Annotated in this window: 15 protein-coding genes; 8 read left to right on the top strand and 7 right to left on the bottom strand. The window is 63.8% G+C overall.

The window, feature by feature from the left end; all coding sequences use genetic code 11:
- Positions 1–27: 27 nt before the first annotated feature.
- The 4 genes from H7B90_RS22310 to H7B90_RS22295 form a co-directional block, all read right to left on the bottom strand.
- On the bottom strand, positions 28–762 hold the full coding sequence (locus H7B90_RS22310; protein WP_185138115.1) for a glycosyltransferase family 2 protein: 735 nt from the start codon (positions 760–762) through the stop codon (positions 28–30).
- Positions 731–1,948: a glycosyltransferase family protein gene (locus H7B90_RS22305; protein ID WP_185138114.1), complete on the bottom strand. Its 1,218-nt coding sequence runs from the start codon at positions 1,946–1,948 to the stop codon at positions 731–733. The genes H7B90_RS22310 and H7B90_RS22305 overlap by 32 nt, the downstream gene beginning before the upstream one ends.
- A 4-nt stretch (positions 1,949–1,952) precedes the next feature.
- Positions 1,953–2,825 carry a glycosyltransferase family 2 protein gene (locus H7B90_RS22300; RefSeq protein WP_260411159.1) on the bottom strand — a complete coding sequence of 291 codons (873 nt, stop codon included), beginning with the start codon at positions 2,823–2,825 and terminating at the stop codon, positions 1,953–1,955.
- A 161-nt stretch (positions 2,826–2,986) separates the two neighbouring features.
- Positions 2,987–9,937: a WIAG-tail domain gene (locus H7B90_RS22295; protein ID WP_185138112.1), complete on the bottom strand. Its 6,951-nt coding sequence runs from the start codon at positions 9,935–9,937 to the stop codon at positions 2,987–2,989.
- Positions 9,938–10,227: 290 nt separating this feature from the next.
- Between H7B90_RS22295 and H7B90_RS22290 the strand changes: the two genes are divergently transcribed.
- The gene (locus H7B90_RS22290) at positions 10,228–11,580 is read left to right on the top strand and encodes an Nramp family divalent metal transporter (protein ID WP_185138111.1); all 1,353 of its coding nucleotides are present in this window, start codon (positions 10,228–10,230) and stop codon (positions 11,578–11,580) included.
- A gap of 156 nt (positions 11,581–11,736) precedes the next feature.
- Here H7B90_RS22290 and H7B90_RS22285 read toward each other — a convergent pair whose 3' ends face one another.
- Positions 11,737–12,906, bottom strand: a complete 1,170-nt coding sequence (locus H7B90_RS22285; protein WP_185138110.1) for a glycosyltransferase family 4 protein — start codon at positions 12,904–12,906, stop codon at positions 11,737–11,739.
- A 192-nt stretch (positions 12,907–13,098) separates the two neighbouring features.
- Here H7B90_RS22285 and asd point away from each other — a divergent pair, with 192 nt between their 5' ends.
- The gene (gene asd, locus H7B90_RS22280; RefSeq protein WP_185138109.1) at positions 13,099–13,899 is read left to right on the top strand and encodes an archaetidylserine decarboxylase; all 801 of its coding nucleotides are present in this window, start codon (positions 13,099–13,101) and stop codon (positions 13,897–13,899) included.
- Between the two features lie 618 nt (positions 13,900–14,517).
- Here the strand turns inward: asd and H7B90_RS22275 are convergent.
- Entirely contained in the window at positions 14,518–15,303 is a 786-nt protein-coding gene (locus H7B90_RS22275; RefSeq protein WP_185138108.1) for a helix-turn-helix domain-containing protein, read from the bottom strand.
- Positions 15,296–16,933 carry an aminotransferase-like domain-containing protein gene (locus tag H7B90_RS22270; RefSeq protein ID WP_185138107.1) on the bottom strand — a complete coding sequence of 546 codons (1,638 nt, stop codon included), beginning with the start codon at positions 16,931–16,933 and terminating at the stop codon, positions 15,296–15,298. Before H7B90_RS22270 ends, H7B90_RS22275 begins: the two co-directional genes overlap by 8 nt.
- Before the next feature lie 113 nt (positions 16,934–17,046).
- Here H7B90_RS22270 and H7B90_RS22265 point away from each other — a divergent pair, with 113 nt between their 5' ends.
- From H7B90_RS22265 to H7B90_RS22240, 6 genes are all read left to right on the top strand, one after another.
- Positions 17,047–17,682, top strand: coding sequence for a pyridoxamine 5'-phosphate oxidase family protein (locus tag H7B90_RS22265; protein ID WP_185138106.1), 636 nt, complete (start codon positions 17,047–17,049; stop codon positions 17,680–17,682).
- A 127-nt stretch (positions 17,683–17,809) separates the two neighbouring features.
- Positions 17,810–19,132, top strand: a complete 1,323-nt coding sequence (locus tag H7B90_RS22260) for an aminotransferase class I/II-fold pyridoxal phosphate-dependent enzyme (protein WP_185138105.1) — start codon at positions 17,810–17,812, stop codon at positions 19,130–19,132.
- A gap of 203 nt (positions 19,133–19,335) precedes the next feature.
- Positions 19,336–20,454 (top strand): substrate-binding domain-containing protein, encoded by a 1,119-nt coding sequence (locus H7B90_RS22255; protein WP_185138104.1) that lies wholly within the window; start codon positions 19,336–19,338, stop codon positions 20,452–20,454.
- A complete protein-coding gene (locus tag H7B90_RS22250; RefSeq protein ID WP_185138103.1) occupies positions 20,451–21,917 on the top strand; it encodes a sensor histidine kinase in 1,467 nt (488 codons plus the stop codon). The genes H7B90_RS22255 and H7B90_RS22250 overlap by 4 nt, the downstream gene beginning before the upstream one ends.
- Positions 21,892–23,226 carry a response regulator transcription factor gene (locus H7B90_RS22245; RefSeq protein WP_185138102.1) on the top strand — a complete coding sequence of 445 codons (1,335 nt, stop codon included), beginning with the start codon at positions 21,892–21,894 and terminating at the stop codon, positions 23,224–23,226. Before H7B90_RS22250 ends, H7B90_RS22245 begins: the two co-directional genes overlap by 26 nt.
- Before the next feature lie 419 nt (positions 23,227–23,645).
- Entirely contained in the window at positions 23,646–25,034 is a 1,389-nt protein-coding gene (locus H7B90_RS22240) for a sugar porter family MFS transporter (protein WP_281421272.1), read from the top strand.
- Positions 25,035–25,306: the final 272 nt, after the last annotated feature.

Genomic DNA, 25,306 nt, shown 5'->3' with positions numbered 1-25,306 from the left:
CTCGATTCATGCTGTCGGACAGCAATATCAGATGAAGGCCCGCGGATCGACCTGCCATTTGTCCAGGAACAAACGGTAGTTCCGTTCGACGAGCCGTTGCTGCGCCTCCGCGCCGTCCCGCGCGAAGCTGGCGCTTCCTTCGTGGTGAATGAGCGCGTCCGGGCAGATCAGCAGCCCGAAGCCGTGCAGACGGGCGCGCAGGCAGTAATCGTCGTCTTCGTAATGGCCGGGCGAGAAGCGTTCGTCCAGCAGGCCGATTCGTTCCATCAGCTCCCTGCGGAAGGCCAGGCAGACGCCTACGATGCGCTCCGTCCGGATCCACTTGGCCGGATCGGAGACGTTGACCTCGGCCGCGATCCGCTGGAACTCCTCGAGGTCGGCGTACGGGTAGCGGACCTGCTGCCTGCCGCTGGCGTAATTCGTGACCGGACCGACCATGCCGATATCCGGGGCGCTGTACAAGGCGGCCAGCAGATTGTCGAGCCAGCGGGAGGAGACGACCGTGTCGTTGTTAAGCAGCACCAGCGCGTCTCCCGCCGCGACCCGCAGGCCTTTGTTGCAAGCCGCCGGGTAGCCCTCGTTGCGAGCCAGCGAGACGAATCGGATTCGCTCGCGCAGACACCAGGAGATCGTCCCGTCGGCCGATCCGTTGTCGACGACGATTATCTCAATGTCCTCCGGAGAGTACCGGCGAACGGATTCGACGCACCGGATCAACAAGTCCAATCTGTCATTCGTCGGGATTATGATGGATGCCCGCATCGGCTGTCACTCCTCCTACGGCCCCCCGGTTCCTTGCCCGGTCGACGAAGTGAAGGCGAGAGCCTCTCGCCGTCATCGCTTCCCTCCACGCTTCGATATGATCGCCCGCCGCTACCCGCAAGAGAGGCGGAGGAGCCTCCGCCCCGAACGGGGAAGGCCCGCGGACCTCTCCGGCCGTTCCGATGCGCAGGCCTCTCAGGACGGCCGCGGCATGGGCTTTGACCGGAACCGCCAGCAGGGCGCTGCCGAGCGAATCCAGGGCGTTGCGGGACAACGCGAACGGCAAGGAGGCCATCGTGTTCATCTTCAGGTCGGCGCGACCGAGCGTAACGTTGAGAAATTCATGGAGCCGGAGAACGGCATTGCGTTCGTTAAACATCCGATGCTCCGGCGAGACGTCGTTCAAGGCGACGTCGAGCCTGCCGTCGCATTCCCACAGGAAGCGGGCCAGCTCTTCCGCCGGGGCCGGTTGTTCCCCGTCCACGAACAGGACGATGTCCGCCCCCGTCAGCTTGGCGCCCAGAGCCCGTCCGACGTCGGCATGGACGGCATCGGGATCGTGGGCGATCGTCGCCTTCGGATGGCTCCTCGCGGCCGTCAGCCAAGACTCCGGCGCGTTCCCGGAGACGATGACGATCTCGGTCAGAGGCAAGAGGTCCAGCACGGACAGGACGGACGTCAGGCTCCGGGCGGACATCGGTTCGGCGTAGAGGACAGCCGCGGCGCTGCCCTGCAGCGGCACGGGCACGAAGCCCGAAGGGAGTCCCGCTCCCTCCATCGCTCCTTCCCCGAACGCCCTGCCTCGCTCCCAGATCTCGGCCCAGCCGGCGCCCGGAGCGGTCCCCGGCTTCCCGCTTCCGTCCCGCGCCATCCGGGTCCACCGCTCCTGAACGAACGACTTCAGCTCCTCCGGAGTGCCGGATGGATGCTCCGACCTCCAGGCCGCCCCCAGCGTCATTCCCTCCCTGCGCCATGCCGCGAGCGAAGCCGCGGAGGCTGCGGGACGGGCGGAGGGGACGATGGGAGCGGATGGGGCGGCTCCCGCTCTTCGTCTTCGATAACGGGTCCCCTTCGCCGCGGACCTGCGTCCGCGCTGCGTCCGGTATCGCCGCTTCGAAGCCGCGGCGGCGCGGGAGACGCCGCCGACCTTCCGACTCGCTCTCGCGCGGCGCTTCAAGCGTTCCATCGGCTCACCTCACCATCCATCTCTTGCGGGTTCCGTCGTCGCGGCCTCCCCGGTCGTCGGTTTGGCGCACGAGCCATTGTATGGCCTCCAGATGATCGCCGACGATGAGCGGTTCGAGCGAATTGTGCCGTTCCCGCTTCACCCTGAGGGGGTTCAATTGCCCGACGTCGACGTGCCGGACCCGCCGGACCGCCAGCTTGGAGTGAATCGCCATCGTATGGGCGAGAGGCGGAACCGCGAGCGCCGCGGGGCCGATCGTCTCGAGCGCTCTCCGGCTGACGGCGTGAGGAACGGCGGTCATCGACGCGCCCTCCAGGTCCGGCCGCTCCAGCAGCGCGTTCAGCGCGTGCTTCGCCAGCACGACGCTATGAACGGCCTCGCGCCGCGTCGGGCCGGAATAATCGTTCAACGCCACGTCGGTGCCGTTCGCGACCGCTTGGACGAAGTCCCTCAGAGCGGAGGCGGGGATCACCATATCGGCGTCGATGAACAGCAGAATTTGACCTTGGGCTTCCCTCGCTCCGATCGCGCGCCCCACGTCGTGCCCGAGCGGCCGGTCGAAGACGAGAACCCTGGCGCCGCTGTCCCGGGCGATCTTCAGGGAACCGTCCGTCGACCCGTTGGCGACGACGATCACTTCCGTGCTCGGATGAACGGCGCTCGCTTCCCGGAGAACCCGGGCCAGCGTCCTCTTCTCGTTCATGACGGGCACAATGACGGATACGTAAGGAGCCGTCCACGGAACGTAAGCCGCCGGCTCCCCTCTTAACGGCGATTCGGCTCCTCCCCTGACCGGGACCGGCCGCCGTCTGCTCCTTCGTTTACGGGTCGCGGCGACGGGGGAACGCCTTCTTCCCTTGCCGATTTTGCTTGCCAATCTTCTCCCACCCCCTCCGGCTCGGGCATCGGCGTACATGACATTGTATGTGTAACGTGTCCATGCGCAACGGCATCTGTACGGCGTGGCGATAGCCTTCGGCAGGCCGAGACGCCAAGAGGACCCGGCGATGTCGCCGGATCCTCTGGCCAATCGGCTATTTATTTCGTTCCTACGGCGATCCACTGGATCCATCCGCGGGGCTCGGGAGCCAACCGCGTGCGCACGACCTCGAGCACGGCCGCTCCCGGAGTTTTCCTCTTGAGGTAGCACGAGCAGGAGAGATGATCGGTCATGGCGATGATTGCGTAAGCATTATCCTTGAACGGTTCCGCGAAAGCGACGGTCAGCTCCATGCTCTCCATCGAGCCGCTGAACTCGTAAGCTTCGTTGCCGAACGTCAGCGAGACGTTGGGGAGCGACGCCGCCAGCGGCAGGAAGGCCAAATGCGAGCTCGTCACGCTGCCGGCGGCCAGCTTCGTTCCGTTCACGCTGCCGTCCGCCAAGAGGTCCGTCGTTATGCCCCCCGGAGCCGGCTTTAACTGCGCGATCTCGTGCTGTTGTTGAACGACGTTGCCTTGAATTTCCAACAGAAAATCGACCAATTGACCGGATAGCTTATCTCCGTTGACGCTGCCGTCGGCCAGATGCTCCGGCCCAACGCTTCCGTTGGCCAGCTTCGAGCCGTTCACGCTGCGGTCCGCCAGGTGTGCCGTTCCGACGCTGCCTTCCGCCAGATTCTCGGCGCCTACGCTGCCCGCCGCCAGCTTCAGTCCATCCTTAAGCTCTTCCTTCAGCTCTTCCTTCAGCTGTTCGGCCAGATGCTCCGAAGCCACGCTGCCTGGAGCCAGCTTGGAGCCGCTCACGATGCCGTCAGTCAGATGACTCTCCTTGATCGCTCCCTCGCCAAGATGGTAAGGCAGGATGGAACCCGGGATAATGTGCGACGAACTGATGCTGCGAACGGCGACTTTCTCTGCCGTCACGGCCCCTGCGTCCAGATGCTCGGCCCTTACGCTGGATTCGGCCAGTTTCTCCGGCGTAATCGATCGGTTCGCCAACTGGTCGGTTCCAACGCTTTTCAGAGCCAGCTTCTCCGTCGTAACGATTCCATTGGATAAACGATCGCCAGTGATGGGTTTGCCTGCGAGAGACAGATAAGCGACCAGATCGCCCGACAGCTTTTGAATGGATACGCTGCCGTTAACCAGGTGCTCCGCGCTCACGGAGTCGTTAGCCAGTTTATCCCCCGTAATCGTTCCGTCGGCCAACAGATCCGTTCGAACGCTTCCTGCCGCCAAATGCGAAGTTTGTATGCTGCCCGGTTCGATATGCTGACTTTGAATGGAGTTCGGGGCCAACCTATCCGACAAAATAGGATCATTATCCGACTGCACGTTGCGCTCGTCGGATTGGACGGAGGTCGATATCCACTCCAGCAGCTCGGCGGACAGCTTTTGCTTCGTCACGCTGCCGTCGCCAAGTTGTTCGGCCGTTACGGACCCGATCGCCAATTTGTCTGAAGTGATGGCTCCTTGGGCCACATGTTCCGCGCTTACGCTGCCTTCCGCGAGCTTCGAGCCGTTCACGCTGCCGTCGGCCAGGTGTTCCGTCCCTACGCTGCCTGACGACAGCTTGAGCTCTTCCTTCAGCTCATCCGTCAGATGGTCGTAGCCAACGACACTCCGTGCCAAATGCGCCGAGCCTATGCTGCCTTCCGCCAGCTTCGAGCCATCCACGCTGCCGTCGGCCAGGTGTTCCGTCCCTACGCTTCCTGCCGAGAGCTTCAGCTCTTCCTTCAACTCATCCGTCAGATGGTCGTAGCCAACGACACTCCGTGCCAAATGCGCCGAGCCTATGCTGCCTTCCGCAAGCTTCGAACCGTCCACGCTGCCGTCGGCCAGGTGTTCCGTCCCTACGCTGCCTGACGACAGCTTGAGCTCTTCCTTCAGCTCATCCGTCAGATGGTCGTAGCCAACGACACTCCGTGCCAAATGCGCCGAGCCGACGCTGCCTTCCACAAGCTTCGAGCCGTTCACGCTACCATTCGCCAACTTCTCTGCACTCACGCTGCCGTCGGCCAGATGTTCCGTCCCTACGCTGCCTGCCGAGAGCTTCAGTCCTTCCTTCAGCTCATCCGTCAGATGGTCGTAGCCAACGACACTTTGTGCCAAATGCGCCGAGCCGACGCTGCCTTCCGCAAGCTTCGAGCCGTCCACGCTGCCGTCGGCCAACTTCGCCGCATTCACGCTGCCGTCGGCCAGATGTTCCGTCCCTACGCCGCCTGCCGAGAGCTTCAGTCCTTCCTTCAGCTCATCCGTCAGATGGTCGTAGCCAACGACACTTTGTGCCAAATGCGCCGAGCCGACGCTGCCTTCCGCAAGCTTCGAGCCGTCCACGCTGCCGTCCGCCAACTTCGCCGCATTCACGCTGCCGTCGGCCAAATGTTCCGTCCCTACGCCGCCTGACGAGAGCTTCAGTCCTTCCTTCAGCTCATCCGTCAGATGGTCGTAGCCGACAATGCCCTCAGTCAAATGCGCCGAGCCTATGCTGCCTTCCGCAAGCTTCGAGCCGTCCACGCTGCCGTCGGCTAACTTCGCCGCGCCCACGCTGCCGTCCGCCAACTTCGCCGCGTCCACGCTGCCGTCCGCCAACTTCGCCGCATTCACGCTGCCGTCGGCCAGATGTTCCGTCCCTACGCTGCCTGACGAGAGCTTCAGCTCTTCCTTCAATTCATCCGTCAGATGATCATAACCGACGATAGCCTGGGCCAAATGCGCCGGCCCCACGCTGCCTTCCGCCAGCTTCGAGCCGTTCACGCTGCCATCGGCCAATTTCCCCGTATTCACGCTTCCGTCGACCAACTTCGCCGCGTCCACGCTTCCATTCGCCAACTTCGCCGCATTCACGCTGCCGTCGGCCAGCTGATCCCTCATCACCGAACCCGCCGCCAGATGGGCCGTCAGCACCGACTGCTCGCCGAGATGATGGGACAGAACCGTTCCGGCGATCAAATGCGAGGAGCCGACGCTGCGAATGCCCAGCTTCTCCGACGTGACCGCCCCTGGTGCGAGATGAGCCGATTCGACGCTGGCCTCGGCCAGCTTCTCCGACGTCACCGCCCGGCTGGCCAGCTTATCGGTACCCACGCTGTCCGCGGCCAGCTTCGCGGCCGTCACGCTCCCGTTCGTAAGTCGATCCTCCGTCACGGGCTTGCCGGACATCATGAGAAACTCCACCACGTTCGCCGCCAGCTTGCGCACCGTGACGCTGCCGTCGTCGATCTGGTTCTCCCCTACGGCGCCGAGCGCCAGCTTCTCCGTCGTGACCGACTCGTTCGCCAGCTTGGGCGTCGTGACGTTCCCGTCCGCCAGCTTCGACTCGGTCACTCCGCCGTCCGCCAGCTTCGCCGCGACGACCGCCTCGTCCGCTAGCTTGGCGGCTGTCACGCTGCCGTCCTCCAGCTTCGACTCGGATACGGCGGCATCGGCCAACTGGGCCCCGGTCACGGAACCGTACGCGAGCGCGTTCTCCGTTACGCTGCCGTACGCCAGCTTCGCGCCGGAGATACTGCCGTCCGCGAGTTTGACGCCCGTCACCGCCCCGTCGGCCAGCTTCGTCTCCGTGACCGATCCGGCGGCGAGCTTCCATTCCGTCACCGCCCCGTCGGCCAGCGCTCCGGAAGCGACCGCCCCGAACGCCAGCTTGCTCTCCGTCACGCTTCCTTCGGCGAGCTTCCGCTCCGTCACCGAGTCGTCTGCGAGACGGCTCTCCGTCACCGCCCCCTCCGCCAGCTTCCTCTCGGGCACTTGGCCGTCCGCCAGCTTCTCCGCCGTCACGCTGCCGTCCGCCAATGCCTCTTCGCGAACGCTCCCGTAGGCCAGATGCTCCGATCCGACGCTGCCATACGCCAGCTTCGAACCGTCGATGCTCCCGTCCGCCAGCTTCACGCCCGAGACCGCGCCGTCCGCCAACTTGTCGCCCGATATGCCGGCATCGGCGATCGCTCTGGCGGCGACCGCGCCGTCGGCCAGCTTCTCCGCCGTCACGCTGCCGTTCGCCAGCTTCTCGGCGCTTACGCTGCCTTCGCGAAGCTTCGCCTCCGTAACTCCGCGATCGGCCAGCTTCTCCGTCACGACCGCACCGTTCGCCAAGCGATCCTCCGTGACGCTGCCGGCGGCCAGCTTATCCTCCGTGACGGATTCGGCCCGAAGATGGACGCTAGCGACGGCGGAAGGCTCCAATCTCTCCGAATCGATTCTTCTCTCCGCCAGCTTCGCCAGGGCGAACATATCCGGGGCGAGATGGGAGATCGAGACGGAGCCTTTGCGAAGGTGGTAGCCTTGAACCGCATCCGGCTTCAGATGCTTGCCCCCCACCGATTCGAGCAGCAGATGCTCGCTCCCTACGCTGCCCGCGGCCAGCTTCTGCAGCGTCACGCTGCCGTCCGCCAGCTTCGAGGTCGTCACGGCGCCTTCGGCGAGAGCTTCTTCCCCGACGCTCTCTTCCGAGAGATGATCGGCTTGCACGGAAGCTTCGCGAAGATGCTCGGCCCCCACGATCTCCCGCTGCAAATGATGGGAAGCCACCGACTCGGAGACCAGATGTCTTGACTGAACGGAGCCGTTCTGTATATGACGGTCCCCGACGCTGTTATCCGCGAGCTTCGAGAAGCTGACCGAGCCTTCGGTCAGATGAACCTCCCTCACGCTGTCGTCGGCCAGGTGATAGCCGAGCACCGACTGGGCCGCCAAATGCCGGCTGGCGACGGCTTCCACGTCCAGATGCCGCTGCGTGACCGCGCCGTCCTGGATCGCGTCCGAATGAACCGATTTATCGGCGAGCGCGGAATGCCCGACGCTGCCTTCGGCCAGATGTTCGGCATGCACCGCTCCCCGCTGAAGCTGCTTCGGTCCGACCGCCGCCTGGTCGATAGCCTCCTTGCCGACGGCTCCCTTCGCGATCGCGTTCCTGCCGACCGAGCCTTCGGACAGCTTCGCGGCGGTCACGCTCTGATCGGCCAGCTTCGAGGTCGTCACCGACATATCCGCCAGCTTATCGGTCGAGACGCTCTCCGGCGACAGCTTCAAGGAAGTGATCAAGTGATCGGTCAGATGGTGCGAGAAAATCGAGCGGACCCCCAGCTGCCGTTCGCCGACCGAACCGGGAGCCAGAATCTCCGACGTGACGGATTCGGCTTGCATCGCGGAAGTGCCGACCGAATCGGCGGCCAGGTGGGCCGGCCCGATCAAGCCCGGGCGCAGGTGCTTGCCTTCGATCGTCTGCTTCGCGATCGCCTCGCCCTTGACCGACTCCTCCCCGAAGTGGATCGGCCGCAGGCTTCCCGATACCAGCTTGTCGCTGGTCACGCTGTTCTCCGCCAGATGCGGCGTCCGGACGGAGCCTGCGGCCAGATGCCGCGCTTCCACCGAGCCGTCCGCAATCTGCGCGGCCTTCACCGCTCCCGGGGCGAGCTGCCCGGTGCCGACCGCGCCGTCCGCGATCTGCTTGCGGGTCACGGCTTCGGGAGCGAGCTGGCTCGTATGAACGGCGCCGTCCTGCAGATGGTCCCGCGAGATCGACTTGTTCGTCAGGTGCCGTCCTTCGATCGCTCCTTCGGTCAGGTGGCGACGGCCAATCAGGTGGTCGGCCAGCTTGTCGGCTTGGACGCTTCCCTTCGCCAGATGGCGCGTCTGAACGGCTTCGTCCGCCAGCTTCCCCGACACGATGCTCTGGTCGGCGATCTTGGTGGAAGTGACCGCGTGCTCGACCAGATTGACGGTCGTGACCGAACGCTCCGCAAGCTTGGGAGCCGTTACCGAACCGTCGGCGAGGTGGGCGCTATCGACGGCCCCTTCCGCCAGGTGGCCGCTTAGGACGGACTTTTCCGCCAGATGGTCGCTTTGAACGGACTCCTTCCCTAGCTTGTTTCCCGTTACCGACTGATCCGCCAATTGTTCCGTTCCCACGGCTCCTTCGGCGAGATTGTCGGCGTTGACGGCTTGCGGAGCCAGATGCTTTCCCTGCAGAGTACCCGCGGCCACGTGTTCCGCCAAGATTAAGCCAGGCTTCAGATGGCGGGAATCGATCGAAGACGGCGCGATCTTGCTCTCGGTGACGGCTTCGTCCCGCAGCTTGGAATACGTCACCGCGCCGTCGGCCAGCTTGGAGGTATCGATGCACTCGTTGGATAAATTCTCGCTGCGGATCGTGCCGCTGCGAATTTTCTCGGAAGTGACGGATTGGTCCTTGAGCAGATCGGAGGTAATGATCGACAAGCTTAAATGCTTCGATTGGATGGAGCCCTCGGCGATTTTGTCGGCGCTGATCGTGCGGTCGGCCAGCTTCTCCGAAGAGACGCTTCCGTCTTTGAGCTTCTCGCTTGTAATGGAACGGTCGCGGATCTTCTGGCCGGAGATGGAGTTCTTGGTCAGATGCTCGCCCGTAATCGATTCCGGGGCGTATTTGGAGGAAGTGATGGAGCCATCCGCGAGCTTGATCGAGGTAACCGAGAAGTCCGCCAGCGCCTCCGTCTTTACCGCTTCGGCCGCCAGATTGTTGGGGCCGACGGCGAACGGGGCCAGCTTGTCGGACGTAACCGATTCGTCCGCCAGATCGTCGGTGTAGACGATCGGAGCCGGACGGTCCGGAATACGCTTCTCGGCCAGCTTCTGATGGCGCCAGTTCCGGTGCTCGCGGGGATCGAGCTCCGGCTCTTCCTCCTCCCCCGCTTCCTCCGGGAGGTTCGGCGCGGACGGCGCTTCCGCTTGGGCGGACTCCTCCGCAGGCGCTTCATCCTGCAGCAGCTTCTCCGTTAACGCAACGGCTTCCTCCGCCTTTTGCCTGTCCGCCGCCTCGACGACCGCCACGATCTCTTCGACCGCTTGGACGATCTCCGCGGCAGGCTCCGTTGCGGAGACGGCTTCCTCGACGCGGTCGGCTTCGGCTTGGGCTGCGAGGTCCGCGGCTTGGTACGCTTCGTCCGAGGTCGAGCCGCGCGTTTGGCTCGTTCCTTGGCCCGCGGCCCGCTCGGCCATTGCCGTTCCGTGAACGCTCACCGGCTTGGAGCTGGAGCTTGGCTTTTTTATGTCGTCCAGCCAGGCTAGCTCCATCTTGTTCGGATTATCTACATAATATAAAGGCCGGCGCGCGTTTTGATTTTTTTTGCCTTTGCCGCTCTTCTTCATGTCCATCTCCTTCCCAGCATGCAATCTAACGTATCATATGCATTCACCCATAGGCGCGACACGGGAATGGCGGCTCGAAAATAACAGTTTACAATTCATGGCCCCGGGCGTATATTAGAACCAACAAGATTTTTTGCCCTGAGGAAACATTATGTCTTAAGCGCCACAAAGGTTGCCAAGAACAACTTTGACTATACGCGAAGAGGTGATTCGCCATGCAAGATGAACTCGCCGTCACGACATCCAAGTCCGGCCGCGGATGGAGGAGGAACGCCAACCAGCCTTCCCTTCCGGAAGCGCACCGTTCCTTGAAGATCCCCAAGAGCGGCTCCGGCTTCCGCAAGTTCCTCGCTTTCGTCGGCCCCGGCTATATGGTAGCCGTCGGCTATATGGACCCCGGCAACTGGGCGACCGATATCGCGGGGGGCTCCCAGTTCGGGTACGCGCTGCTCTCCGTCATTCTGATCTCCAACCTGATGGCCATTGTCCTGCAGGCGCTCGCGGGCAAGCTCGGCATCGTGACCGGCCGGGACCTCGCGCAAGCGTGCCGGGACCATTACAGCAAGCCGGTCTCGTTCGGGCTGTGGATTCTGTGCGAGCTGGCGATCGCCGCTTGCGATCTGGCCGAGGTGATCGGGGCCGCCATCGCCCTGAACCTGCTGTTCGGCATTCCGCTCGTTTACGGCGTCCTACTGACGGCGCTGGACGTTCTCCTTATTCTTTTCCTGCAGAACAAGGGGTTCCGTTACCTCGAAGCGTTCGTCATCGCGCTGATCGCCATTATCGGTCTCTGCTTCGCCGCGGAGCTGTTCCTGTCGCATCCGGCCTTCGGGGACGTGATGAAGGGCTTCATCCCGACGACGGGCATCGTCACCGACTCCGCCCAGCTGTACATCGCGATCGGCATTCTGGGCGCGACGGTTATGCCGCACAATCTGTACCTGCACTCCTCCATCGTTCAGACGCGCCAATACGAGCAGACGACGCTCGGCAAGCGCCAAGCGATCAAGTACGCGACGTGGGATTCGACGATCGCCCTGTTCTTCGCCCTGTTCATCAACGCCGCCATTCTGATCATCGCGGGCGCCGCGTTCCATACGACCGGCCACTCGGAGGTGGCGGACATTGGCGAGGCGTACCATCTGCTCGCTCCGCTTCTCGGCACGACGATGGCTTCGATCTTCTTCGGGGTCGCGCTGCTCGCCTCGGGCCAGAATTCCACCTTGACCGGAACGCTGGCCGGACAGATCGTCATGGAAGGCTTCCTGAACATGCGGATGCCCGGGTGGCTTCGCCGGCTTATCACCCGGTTGATCGCGATTATCCCGGCCGTCATTGTCACCGCCCTGTACGGCGAGAAGGGCACGACGGATCTGCTGATCTTAAGCCAGGTCATTCTGTCCATGCAGCTGTCGTTCGCGGTCATTCCGCTCGTGAAGTTCACGTCGAGCAAGAAAAAGATGGGCGAGTTCGCCAACCGTCCGTGGCTGAACATCACCGCTTGGGTCATCACGGCCGTCATCGTCGTGCTGAACGCGTATCTGCTGTACTCGACGTTCTTCAAGTAACGCGAATAAAGGGACCCGGCACGCCGCTTGCCAAGAAAAACGGCTCCGATTCGCTCGATAAAAGCCGATCGGAGCCGTTTTATTTTGGTATTTCCTATCTCATGCCGGTCGCTTGAGACGGGGACAGGGACGGAGCCTTCGTTCGGCCGATTCGAGCTACGGTCCTTCCAGCGGGAGCGGCGGCCCCAGTCCGGAATGGGGCATCGTCGCCCGCAGCTCGTTCAGCCATCGTTCGGCCGTTCGCTGCCAAGTGAAGTGGGCCTGCACCCGCTCCCGTCCCCGCCGTCCCATCTCGAGTCGCAGCTCTTCGTTCAGCAGCAGCAGGGAGAGCCGTTGGACGAGCTCGGCCCGGGCGTTCGCCGGATCGATCAGGAAGCCGGTCGCGCCATCCTGCACGATCTCCGCGATCCCGCCCACCCGGTTCGCCACGACCGGCAGGCCGGCGGCCATCGCTTCCGCGTTGACGAGTCCGAACGCTTCGCGGCGCACGGACGGAACCGCGGCGACGTGAGCGAGCGCGAACCAGCGGGGAATGTCGTGATGGGAGACGTACGGCTGGAAAACCACGTGCTTCCGCAGCGGCCTCGCCATCCGGTGAAGCCTGCGGACGTAGGCGGTGGACTTCCCGGAGCCGTAGAACGCTCCCCCGACGACGACGAGAAGAACGTCGGGAACTTGGCGGATCAGCTCCGGCATCGCTTCGAGCAGCAGATGGACTCCCTTCAGCGGGATGAGCCGGCCGACGAACAGCACGATGCGGCGGTTCTGCCAGCCTCTCGCGGCCCTCTCGGCTTCCGGGGAATAGCCCGCGAATCGCTCGGCGTCCACGCCCGGGTAGACGACGCCGATCTTATGGGCGGCTTGGGGCGCCCGTTCGGTTACGTAATTTTTGAGATACTGGCTGTTGACGATAATCCGGTCCGCCGCGGCCAGGCAGGCCGGCAGCCGCTTCGGGGACAAATACGGCTTGTTGATGAACGTGTTGGAGTGCAGGTGAAGCCAGATTTGCGCGCCGGGGAACCGCCTGCGGAACGTGCCGACCATGCGGGGACGGTTCTCGATCTCGATCAGTTGGGGACGCCGGACGGCCAGGCGCTTGGCCACTCGACGCCAGTATTCCGTCTTGTCCTTCGCGGGGATCCGCTCGCACGCGGCGCCGCTTAGATACCCCCGGGCCGGAAGGCGCGGCGCGGTTCTCCCGTAGATCGACGCTTCGACGTAAGGCGTCAGCAGCGGAACGAACTTCTCGACCACTCGCTCGACCGACCCGCCATTCGGAGACGGCACCGGATACGCTCCGGGCGTAACGAAGACCGCTTTGACCATATGAACCCCCTCCTCGCCGACGGGCTTCGGTCATAGCATACACGCGTTCGGGGCGAACGAGCACGGCGGTTGTCCTCTCCTTCTTATTGAACTTTCATAGCCGTTATGTCACACTAAAAGGCAATTGGCTTTTGGCGCCCGCGCGCGTCATTCGGCCCTATCACGAATACGACCAAAGGAGTGGCCGACCGCATGAACCGTTGGCTGCTGCGCTCCATGACGGAGCTCACATCCCGCAAATTCGTGTCCCGCCTGACGGGACGATTGGCCAAATCGCCGATCAGCCGGCGCTGGATTCCCCGCTTCGCGGCTCTCTACCGGATTCCCGTCGAAGAAGCGGAGAAGGCGATCGGCGAGTACGCCTCGTTGAACGACTTTTTCACCCGTCGGCTGAAGCCCGGTTCCCGTCCCGTGGACGAGACGCCGGACGCTCTCGTCAGCCCCGTGGACGCCTTGATCACCGCCTGCGGGGTAATCAAGGACGGCCTGCTGCTGCAGATCAAGGGCCAGGACTATACGCTCGAGGAGCTGCTGAACGGCTCGCCTCGCATCGCCCAGTATCGCGACGGCTTCTTCTGGGTGTTGTACTTAAGTCCGACCGATTATCACCGCATCCACTCCCCCTGCTCGGGGACGGTGGTCGAGAGCGAGCATATCGCGGGCCGCGTGTATCCCGTCAACGAATTCGGGCTCACGTCCATGCGCCGGGTGCTCTCCCGCAACGAGAGGCTCGTCACCTACATTGTGCACGAGGAAGGCGAGATTGCCGTCGTCAAGGTCGGCGCCTTGAACGTCAGCAGCATCCAGTACGTGGAACCGATGCCGAAGAAGCTCGAACGCGGGCAGGAGCTGGCCTACTTCGAGTTCGGCTCGACGGTCGTGCTGCTCACGGAGAACGGCACGTTCCGGCCGCGCTCCGATCTGAAGATCGGCGACAAGGTGAAGATGGGCGACAAGCTCGGCCTTCTGGCGCCGAAGCGCGATCCGGGCTGAAAGGATTCGAGTGTAGCGGGCTTCCGGCGGAAGGCTGGCTCCTTCTCCAATTGACGGGGATGGGGCCTTCCGCTCGTCTTAGGGAATGCGGCCATTTCACCTCCTGTAACCTCCAAAATGGACTTTACAGCAGCACTCTCCGCCACTCCGCCCTCTGTAATCTCCAAAATGGACCTTACAGCAGCCCGCCCCGCCACTCTGCCCTCTGTAACCTCCAAAATGGACCTTACAGCAGCACCCTCCGCCACTCCGCCCTCTGTAACCTCCAAAATGGACCTTACAGCAGCCCGCTCCGCCACTCTGCCCTCTGTAACCTCCAAAATAGCTGTTCCGGTAATCACTGTTTATGGCTACCATTATTAGTTCTCTGAAATGGAAAGTTACGTAGTCTGTGTGCAGGATGTTGAGGTTGTTGGGGAGTGTGCTGGGGAAATGCGTCGTGCGAGTACGGAGGACGAGTAAATATTGTAATTGTGTGATACAAGTATACGATTCAGGTTTGTGATTCAGGTTTGTGTTCAGGTTTGCGATTCGGGTTTGCGAATAATTGGGCAGCGTGTCGCGATAGCAGCCGAGCAACGGCGGGTTGCCGAAGCGTATCGAACCGGACAAGAAGCCCTATCGGATCTCCGAAGGGCTCTTGCCGGTGTATTGTTTGAATTGGCGGCTGAAAAAGAAGATGTCCCGGTACCCGAGCGTGTCCGCCACCTCCGTGACGTTCATGCCGGCGTGCAGCAGCAGGTGCTGGGCCCGCTCGATGCGGGTCCGGATCATGTACGTCTGCACCGAAGTGCCGATCAGCTCCTTGAACTTGATCGAGAAGTAGCGCGGCGACAAGCCCGCCCGGGCGGCGAGGTCGTCCACCCGGTGCTGGATGCTCGGGTGCTGGCGAATGTAGTTGGCGACCTCGTGAATGCTCTCGGTCAGCTGGTTGCTCGCCTTCCGCTCCACGGGCTCGACCCGGTCGAAGCGAAGCAGCTGGATCATGAGCTGCTTCAGGATCAGCCGCGCCTCCTCCTCGGCCGCGTACGTCTCCACGAGGAACAGCCGCACGTAGCGGGCCAGCAGGTTCTCGAATTCGAACACGTCCTCGAGCTTGCGGTAAGGCTCGGGTACGTGCGAGACCGGCCCGTTCACGTCGAAGTGGATGTAGGTCAGCACGAGCGGCTTCTGCGGATTGTGGGTCGCGCTCGTATGGTCGCCCGGACGGAACAGGAAGCAGCTTCCCTTGCCGACCGGGTACGCCACGTCGTTCAGTACGACCTCCCCTTCCCCGCTCCAGACGTAGAACAGGTCGTAGTTGACCAGGGGCTTCTCCCGCTTCTGCCACTTCCAGCCGGGCTCGCACACGGTCTTGGCGAAGTAGGGAAGCAGCACGAAGGAATCGGGCGACAAATTAAGCATGGGCGCGTCCTCCTTGATTAGATTGAGCCGATTCGAGCAAGCCGAGAGACTCGGCGGCGCGCCGGATCCGGGAGAGGCCCTCTTCGACCTCCGCCTCGTCCAGGTGGGCGAACCCGAACAGCGCGGACGGCCTCCCGGCGTCCTTCTCGTCCGGAGTCGCCGAATACTTCCGCCCGTCGCCCCAGCCGACGCCGTATTCCCGGCACCGGTCCGTCAACCGCCTATAGTCGGACGGCTTCCCTCTCCAGTAGGCGAACAGGAGCAGGCCCGCGTCCGACGGAACGACCTCGAACAGCTCTCCCATGCCGACTTCAAGCCCTTCTCGAAGCTTCGACTGCAACTTGTGAAAAATCCTTCTCGACCGCCGCATATGCCGGTCGTAGCCCCCTTCGGCCATCCACTCCGCCAGCGCGCGCTGCTCGGCGATTCCTTCGGGGTAAGGGTCGTACAGGCTCTTCGCCCGGACGAACGGCTCCCGCAGCGAAGCGGGCAGCACCGCGTAGCCGATCCGCACCTCCGCCCGCATCGAGCGGGAGAAGCTGCCGACGTAGGCGACCCGGCCTTCGCGGTCCAGCGACTTGAGCGGCTCGATCGGCCGGCCTCCCCAGCGGAAGTCGCTGTCGTAGTCGTCTTCGACGATCCAGGCCTGCCGCCGCGAAGCCCAGGCCAGCAGCTCCAGCCGCCGCTCCAGCTTCAGTACGGCGCCCGTCGGGAACTGCCGCGTCGGCGTGACGAACAGCATCCCGGCGTCCCAGTCGCGCGGCACGATCCCTTCGGCGTCGACCGGTGCGGGCACGAGCGTCGCCCCCGTCGCCGTCACCGCGTCGCGCGTGCCGGGATAGCAAGGGTTCTCGACGACGGCGGACCGGCCTTCCTCCAGCAGCAATTGCGCCAGAATCGCGATCGCCTGCATCGAGCCGCCGGTCACCACCACCTCTTCCGGCCGGCAGACGATGCCGCGCTCCCGGCGCAGCCGGCCCGCGATCTGCCGGCGCAGCTCCAGGCTGCCTTCCGTCTCGGAAGCGTCGTCCGGCCGGTCGGCAAGCTTCCTCCACTGCGCCGCCACCGAAGACTTCCACTCCATCCAGGGGAACCATCTCTCTCCCAGGCCCCTCGGCGCGAAGGAGACGGCGTCCGGCCGGCTCTCGTCCCGCCGTCCGTTCCCGAGCCGCCTCCGGACCTCCATCTCCGCTACCCGGCGGCCCCAGGCCGACAGCTCCGGAGCCGACGCCCGACCTTCCGCGCCGCCTGAAGCGTTCCCCGCGCCGGTGCCGGCCGCCCCGGGCCAATCCCCGGCCGCCCCACGAGCGCCCGTCGATTCCCCGGCCGCCCCGCTCGTCCCGGCCGCCGAATCCGGCGCCCCTGCCGCGCGCGCGCCCGCCTCGCCGGTGACGAACGTCCCCTTGCCGACGCCGGCCCGGACGTAGCCTTCCGCCGACAGCATGTCGTACGCGAGGCTCACGCTCCCCCGCGACACGCCGTATGCCGCGGCCAGCTGCCTCGAGGACGGCAGGCGGTCCCCCGGCGGCAGCGCGCCCGTCGCGATGGCGTCGCGAAGCGCCCGGTACAAGGCCAGATGCTTGCTGCCGCATTCGGCCAAATATCTGTCGTAGGGCAGCTGGAGCGTCATCGCGATCCTCCGTTCGATTGGTCTATTCATTTTAATCATAATTGGATCTTTTCGTTTGTCAATCCAAGCACTAGACTGTTCCCATACTTGATGCGGATAGGAGACGAAGAGACATGAGAAGACAAGAATTCGAAGTGACGGACCGGTCGGAATGCGAGGAATTTCTGCGAGAGCGCAGCGACGGCGTGCTGACGTTCGCGGGGGAAGACGGCTGGCCCAAGGCCGTTCCTCTCAACTACGTGTACGCGGACGGCAAGGCGTATTTCCACGGCAGCAAGAAGGGGGAGAAAATGAGAGGGCTCTCCCTCGACTCCAGGGCGGAATTCGTCGTCTACGAAGCCCATGCGTTCATTCCTTCCTATTTCTCGGATCCATACTTGGCGTGCCCGGCCACCCAATACTTCCGCTCGGTCCGGATGCGGGGAACGGTGGAGCAGGTCGAGGATCCGGCCGAGAAGGCGAGAGCGCTCGCCGCGCTGCTGGCGAGCATGCAGCCGGAGGGCGGCCACGCCCCCATCGACCCCGAGGATCCCAAGTACGGGCCGTCGCTGCGGGGAGTCGCCGTGATGCGGCTCGATATCGCCGAGATGGCGGGCAAGTTCAAGTTCGGGCAGAACCTGTCCGAGCCGAAGCGGGAGAAGCTCATCGAATCGCTGGCCGGGCGGGACCGTCCCGGCGACGCGCGGACGATCGAGGAGATCCGCGCGAGAGCTCCGGGTCCGAAGCCGTCTTCCGGACCTTCGGCTTGACTTTTTTTCCCTTCCTGTGACTTCGGTTACGGTGACGCACCTATTCCAATAGTGTATAATAACTGCGAACGATCGGCGAAGCCGTTGAACTCGCCGTAACATGATCACGTGGAAGGAAGAGAAGGCAATGAACCCCCTCGCGCAGCAGTTGAACGACACGATCTCGCGGGAGAGCCCGCGCGTCCTGGAGATGCTCTCCGGCCTGGGCAGAGCGATTTACTTCCCCAAGGTCGGCATTCTGAGCCAGTCCGCCGAAGCGAAGCAGAAGGCGAAGACGTACAACGCGACCATCGGCATCGCCACGGAGAACGGCAAACCGATGCACCTGAAGGTCATTCAGGATAAATTGAGCGCCTACGATCCGAAGGACCTGTACGAATATGCCCCTCCAGCGGGCAAGCCGGAGCTTCGCACCGTATGGCGCGACAAGATGCTGAAGGAGAATCCGTCGATCCAGGGGCATCCGATCAGCCTGCCGATCGTGACGAACGCGCTCACGCACGGGCTGTCCATCGTAGCCGACCTGTTCGCCGACGCCGGAGACGCGGTCGTGCTGCCCGAGAAGAATTGGGAGAACTACGAGCTGACGTTCGGCATCCGCCGCGGAGCCGTCATGGTCGAGTACCCTCTCTACGATTCGGAGGGCAAGTTCAACGCCGCCGCCCTGCGGGACGCGCTGCTCGCGCAGAAGGAGAAGGGCAAGGCGATCGTCGTCCTCAACTTCCCGAACAACCCGACCGGGTACACCCCGGGAGCCGAGGAAGGCCGCTCCATCGTCGCCGCCATCAAGGATGCGGCCGATGCGGGAATCAACGTCGTCGTCGTGACGGACGACGCTTATTTCGGACTGTTTTTCGAAGACTCGCTTCATGAATCCCTGTTCGGACAATTGTGCGGCCTGCACGAGAGAATTCTGCCGATCAAGATCGACGGCGCGACGAAGGAAGAGTACGTCTGGGGCTTCCGCGTCGGCTTCATCACCTACGGCGGGGGGACGGAAGCGACGCTCGCCGCCCTCGAGCAGAAGACGCTCGGCATCATCCGCGCGACGATCTCCAGCGGCCCGCACCCGTCGCAGACGTTCGTGCTGGACGCCCTGAAGTCTCCGGACTTCGAGACCCAGAAGGCGGAGAAGTTCGCCGTCATGAAGGCACGCGCCAACAAGGTGAAGCAGCTGCTCGACAGCGGCAAGTACGGCGACGATTGGGAGTACTACCCGTTCAACTCCGGCTACTTCATGTGTCTCAAGCTGAAGACCGTGGACGCCGAGGCGGTTCGCCAGCGCCTGCTGGACGAGAAGTACGGAGTCGGGGCGATCGCCCTCGGCCCGACCGACCTGCGCGTCGCGTTCTCCTGCATCGAGGAGCCGCTGCTTGAGGACCTGTTCGACCGGATCCATCAAGCGGTGCTGGACGTGAAGGCTTCGGGAGCCGTGCAAGCGGGAAAATAAGTGGATCCTTCTCATAACGGCCCGCATCGAAGCTTCGGCTTTGCTGCGGGCTTTTTATTCGCCTTCGGTCGGACCGGTCTGACCCGCCGGCCCGGACCGAACCGGCCGAACGGCTGAACGGCGCCCCTCGTCCCCTCGTATGGGATCGCGAATAATTCGAATAATGTCTGATAGACCCATCCACCTTAGCGAAGGAGAACCGAATGTCGAATCGCATCTGGAACGTTAGCCTCCTTCTGCTCGCCGTCGCGTTCCTCGCCCTGCTCGCCGGCTTCGCGTCCTCGGTGCTGCGCACGCGCGAGCTGGCGGGTCGGCTCGAAGCCCCGAAGGCCGCCGGGCCGTCGCCTCTTCGGATCGCGCTCATCTCCCAGGAGCTGGACAACCCGTTCTGGCGCTCCGTGGAAGAAGGCGCGCGCGCTTCGGCCGCCCGATACGGAATGGAGATCGAATATTCGGGTCCGCTCCGGATCGACGCGGGCGAACAGACCCGCCTCCTGGCCAAGTCGATCGCGGAAGGCTTCGACGCCCTGCTCGTGCAGGGCGTGGACGACCCGGCTTACGCCGCGCTGATCGACAAGGCCGCGGACGAGGGGATCCCCGTCGTCACGATCGACGCGGACGAGCCGGACAGCCGGCGGATCGCCTACGTCGGAACCGACAATAAGCGGGCAGGCGAAGAGATGGGGCGGCTCGTCGTCCGGACGGTCGGCGAATCCGGCGGCATCGGCGTTCTGCTCGGCAGCGAGGCGATCAACCAGCGTCTCCGTCTGGAAGGGTTCCGCGGCGTGCTGGAACGCTATCCGAAGCTGTCGGTCGCGGACGTGAGAATCTCCAACATCTCGCGCCTGCAGGCGGCCCAGCAGGCGGAAGCGATGCTGCGCGAGAACCCCGGCCTGCGCGCCATCGTCGGCTTCAGCTCCCTGGACGGCCTCGGCATCGCCGAAGCCGTGCAGCGGGAGCAAGCCTCTTCGACCGTGAGCGTGTTCGCGTTCGACGACCTGGAGAATACGCGCCAGGCGATCCGGCAATCCCGGATCGAGGCGACGATCGTCCAGAAGCCTTACTCGATGGGCTGGGAAGCGGTCGACGTCGTTCGGTCCTATCTTGCCGGCGAGAAGCCGCCCGAGCTGCGGCTGACCGATACCGCCGTGCTGGACAAGGCCTCCCTCGAGGCCGGGAACGCTGAAGGCGGCGTTAGCTCGGATGTCGGCGGGAATTCGGATGCTGGCGGGAATTCGGATACTGGCGGGAACTCGGATGCTGGCGAGAATTCGAATACTGACGGGCACGAGGATGCGGAAGCCGGGGGGACAGGCCGATGACGATTCGGGCGAAGCTGCTTCTCGTCATTCCGCTGCTCGTCCTGCTGGCGGACTCGGTCGCCTTCTTCCTGTTCCAGAGCACGACGGTCGTGCAGGGCGGCTACGACCGGATGATGGACCGGCTGCTTACGTACAAGCTGACGGTCCAGAGCGCCGAGCGGTCGCTTCAGGCCGTCTACGGCTACCTGCTCGATCCCGGTCCCGAGACGCGGGGCGAGATCGAACGGAGACGCGAAGAGCGGCTTCGTCTGCGGGAGAGCCTGGAACGGACCGGCCGGCCCTCCTCCCTCTCTTCGGCGACCGCCGGATTCGTCCGCCTGCTGGACAAGCTGCAGGAACAAGAGAACGCCGCGATGTCCGCCGCTTCTTCGCCGGGAGAAGCGCTGACGAGGTACGAGACGGCGGAGCGGACGCTCGGCTTCATCCGGGAAGAAGGCGGGCGGCTGGTCGATCTCGAGCTCGAATTCGACCAGCCGATCTTCCGCCGCATCCAGGAGGAGAACGAGAGGATGAACCGGCTTGGCGCCGCCGTCATCGCCGTGCAGACGCTGCTCGGCGGAGCCCTGGCCGTCTGGATCTCGCGCAGCGTCACCGGCCCCGTCGACCGCCTCGTGGCGGCCGCGAAGCGGGTGTCGGAAGGCCGCCCTCAGGAGGCGCTGCCCGCGCTTCCGGCGAATTCCCGGGACGAGCTCGGCATCCTCTCCGGCGCGTTCCTGCAGATGCTGGCCGATCTGAAGGCGTCGGCCGAGCGCGACCGGGAGCGGCTGGAGCAGAGCCGGCTCGTGAAGGAGCTGGAGCTGCGGGCGCTGCAGAGCCAGATCCATCCGCACTTCCTGTTCAATTCGCTGAACGTGCTCGCGAAGCTGGCTCTTCTGGAGGGGGCGGAGAAGACGTCCGACCTGATCGTCTCCCTGTCGAAGATGATCCGGTACGTTCTGCGGAACCCGGACGAGCCGGTCACCCTGCGCGAGGAGCTCGGCCATGTCGCCGCCTACGCGGCCATCCAGCGCGCCCGCTTCGGGAGCCGCATCCGGTTCGAGACGGACGCGGACGAGGAAGCCCTGTCCGCGCCGATCCCCTCGCTGACGATCCAGCCGCTCGTGGAGAACGCGTTCGTCCACGGGATGGAGCGGCTGGAGCGAAGCGGAGAGATCCGGTTGACCGTACGGCGGGACGGCGCCGACGCCGTCGTCGAGATCCGGGACGACGGCGCCGGCATGGACGAGCAGACCCGCCAAGCCTTGCTTCGCATGGACTACGAGACGGACGGCGCCGAAGCGGAAGGGCCTCGGTCGGCCGGACTCGGGACCCGGAACGTATTTCGCCGAATTCAGCTGTTCAGCGGGCGCGCCGACGCCGTCGACATTCGCAGCGAGCCCGGACGGGGGACGACGGTCACCGTGCGCATTCCGCTCCGGAAGGAGGAGAACCGAACCGATGTACCGCCTGTTGATCGCGGATGACGAAGAACTGGAACGACAAGGCCTCGAATGGATCGCCCGCCGCATGCTCCCCGACGTCTTCGAGGTCATCCATGCCGAGAACGGGAGACGGGCGATCGAGCTGGCGGAGGAGAGGCGTCCCCACATCGTGCTGATGGACGTGCAGATGCCCGGCATTCAAGGAATCGAGGCGCTGAGGGAGATCCGGCGCCTGCTTCCCGACGCGAAGCTCGTGCTGGTGACGGCTTACGATTATTTTTCCTACGCGCAGGAAGCGATGCCGCTCGGGGTCAAGGAGTACGTCGTCAAGCCGGCGGGACGGGAACAGATGGCCGGCCTGCTCCGCAGGCTCGTCGACGAGCTCGACCGGGAGAAGGACAAGCGCTCGGAGGAGCTCGAGCTCCGCAGCAAGGTGTCTTCGCTTCAGCCGCTGGTGGAGAACGAGCTCGCCCTGATGCTGATGATCGACCACGTTCGCGGGGCGAGTCCGGCCGAGCTGTCGGAATGGCTCGGGTTCCCCCTCATCGACTGCCGCTGCCTCGTCGCCGCCGTCCCCGGGCCCGATTCCGCCGTCGACCGAACCGCCTTGTACGAGACCGTCCGCCGAATCGCCAAGTCCCACGGTCCCTGCATCGTCAGCTCGATTCTGGAGCGCCACCTGGCCGTGTTCCGGCGAAGGCCGCCGCAGACGTCGGACGACGAATGGAAGGAAGAAGCCGTCCGGTTCGGAGAGAAGCTTCGCGACGCCGTGCTCGACCAGACGGGGACCCGGCTGTCGGTCGGCATCGGCACCCTGCGGAGCGGCGCGGACGGGCTGCGCAGCTCCTACTTCGAAGCCGTCTTCGCCTCCACCTTCGACGTCCGGGACGGCGGCGTCTGCCTGTTCGAGGATCTGAAGCAAGCCAAGCCGGACGGCTATCCGGGCTACGATCTCGAACGGGACGACCGGAGAAGCTACGTCATGTCCGCCCTGCTGCGCATTCGCGAGATCCGCGAGGAGCAGACCTTCTCGGTCATCGACCGGGCCAAGGCGTATATCCGGCGCCGGTTCGCCGAGGAGCTGTCGCTCGAGGACGTCGCCGAGCACGTGCATCTGAACCCGTTCTACTTCAGCAAAGTGTTCAAGCAGCACGTCGGCGAGACGTTCATCGACTTCCTGACCGGACTTCGCATCGACCGGGCGAAGGAGCTGATCGAGGAAGGCCGGCTCAGCCTGAAGGAGATCTGTTACGAGGTCGGGTACAAGGACCCCAATTATTTCAGCCGCGTGTTCAAAAAAGTGACCGGCGTCGCTCCGTCGGAATACCGCTCCTCCGGCTCCCCGTCCTAAGCGCACGGCTTGTCCGGCTTCCGGCGTTCCGACGTTCCGACGTTCCGACGTTCCGGCGTTCTGGTGTTCCGACGTTCCAGTGTTCCTGCATTCCGACGTTCCGGTGTTCCGCCTCTCCCATTTCGGCTAACCGATCCATGCCCCATGGCATGGATTTTTTTGCGTTCGGCGCGCAAGATCGTGCGGGTGCCGCCCCTCTTCCCGCTCCCGATCGCCTCCATGGAATAAATGTACGAGAATAACGCAAATTAGTGCTGCTCGCAGCCCCCGCCATCTCCCGGATCCGGTGCTATACTGGGATTCGCTTGTCCGGAAGGAATACGGCGGCTAACGCGGCGGATCGTCCTCGATCGGGCCGAGGCCGAACCTCCCGGACGGAAGAATCGAAACGACCGATTCGGAAAGGAGAATCATTCATCGTGGCAACCTATGCGAAACGACTTACCGCCGAACAGGCGCAGCGTCCGAATATGAAATACGTGACGCTCGTGTCGATCGCCGCCGCTCTCGGCGGCCTCCTGTTCGGATTCGATACGGCGGTCGTCTCCGGCGCCGTCGGCTTCATGCAGGACCGATTCGCCCTGAGCGATCTCCAAGTCGGCTGGGCCGTCTCCAGTCTGATCATCGGCTGTATCGTCGGCGCCGCCCTGTCCGGAACGCTCAGCGACGGACTCGGCCGCAAGAAAGTGCTGATCGCGGCAGCCCTCCTGTTCGTCGTCGGCTCCATCGGCTCGGCGATCCCGGATACGTTCGCCGGCTACGTCATCGCCCGCATGATCGGCGGCCTCGGCATCGGCATTACGTCGACGCTGAGCCCTCTCTACAACGCCGAGATCGCGCCGGCCAAGTATCGCGGCCGTCTGGTCGCCCTGAACCAGTTCGCCATCGTCAGCGGCATCTTCCTGACTTACTTCGTCAACTCGGGAATCGCGGGCTACGGCGACGACGCCTGGGATATCTCGACCGCCTGGCGCTGGATGTTCGGAGTCGGGGCGATTCCGGGAATCGTCTACATGCTTCTGCTGCTCCTCGTGCCGGAGAGCCCTCGTTGGCTCATCAAGCAAGGCCGCGCGGAAGAGGCGCTGCCGATCCTGCTGCGCATTCACGGGGAAGAGGCCGCCAAGAAGGAAGTGCTCGAGATCAAAGAGTCCTTCCGGGAAGAACGCGCCCCGTTCCGCGAGCTGTTCAAGCCGGGCCTGCGCTTCGCTCTCTTCGTCGGCATCGGCATCGCCGTTCTGCAGCAGATTACCGGCATTAACGCGATTCTGTACTATGCGCCCGAGATTCTGAAGGAGACGGGGGCGGGAACGAACGCGGCCCTCGTGCAGACGATTCTCGTCGGCTTCATCAACTTCGCGTTCACGATCCTGTCCATCTGGCTCATCGACAAGGCCGGACGCAAAGCGCTGCTGCTGATCGGCACGTCGGTGATGACCGTCAGCCTCGCCTTGATCGGATTGGCGTTCCGGACGGGCCACAGCTCGGGATCTCTCGTGCTGATCCTCATTCTGGTCTACGTCGCCGCGTTCGCCATCTCGCTCGGACCGGTCGTCTGGGTGCTTCTGTCCGAGATCTTCCCGAACCGCGTGCGCGGCCGGGCGACGGCCGTCGCCTCCATGGCGCTGTGGGCCGCGGATTATCTCGTCTCGCAGACGTTCCCGCCGCTGCTCAAGTCGGCCGGTCCCGCCGCGACGTATTGGATCTTCGGGGCGCTGTCCCTGTTCACGGTGTTCTTCACGCTGAAGTTCGTGCCGGAGACGAAGGGCAAGTCGCTGGAAGAGATCGAGAAGCTGTGGAAAAAAGCCTAAGCGCATAGCAAAAGGACTTATTCGAAGACCGCGCAGTCCGTGCGGCCTTGAATAAGTCCTTTTCTTCGTTACAGACTCTGCATTGTTCTTGACTCTGCATTGTTCTTGACTCTGCATTGTTCTTGACTCTGCATTGTTCTGGACTCTGCATTGTTCTTGACTCTGCATTGTTCTTGACTCTGCATTGTTCTGGACTCTGCTTCGTTATCGCTTTGCATCGTTGGGGACTTTGCTTCGTTATCGCTTTGCATCGTTGGGGACTTTGCTTCGTT

Origin of the sequence: Cohnella xylanilytica (assembly GCF_014212175.1) — a bacterium.
In the GTDB taxonomy this organism is placed as follows: domain Bacteria; phylum Bacillota; class Bacilli; order Paenibacillales; family Paenibacillaceae; genus Cohnella; species Cohnella xylanilytica.
The sequence above is the reverse complement of the archived record's forward strand: the minus strand, read 5'-3'. Positions and strand labels throughout refer to the sequence as shown.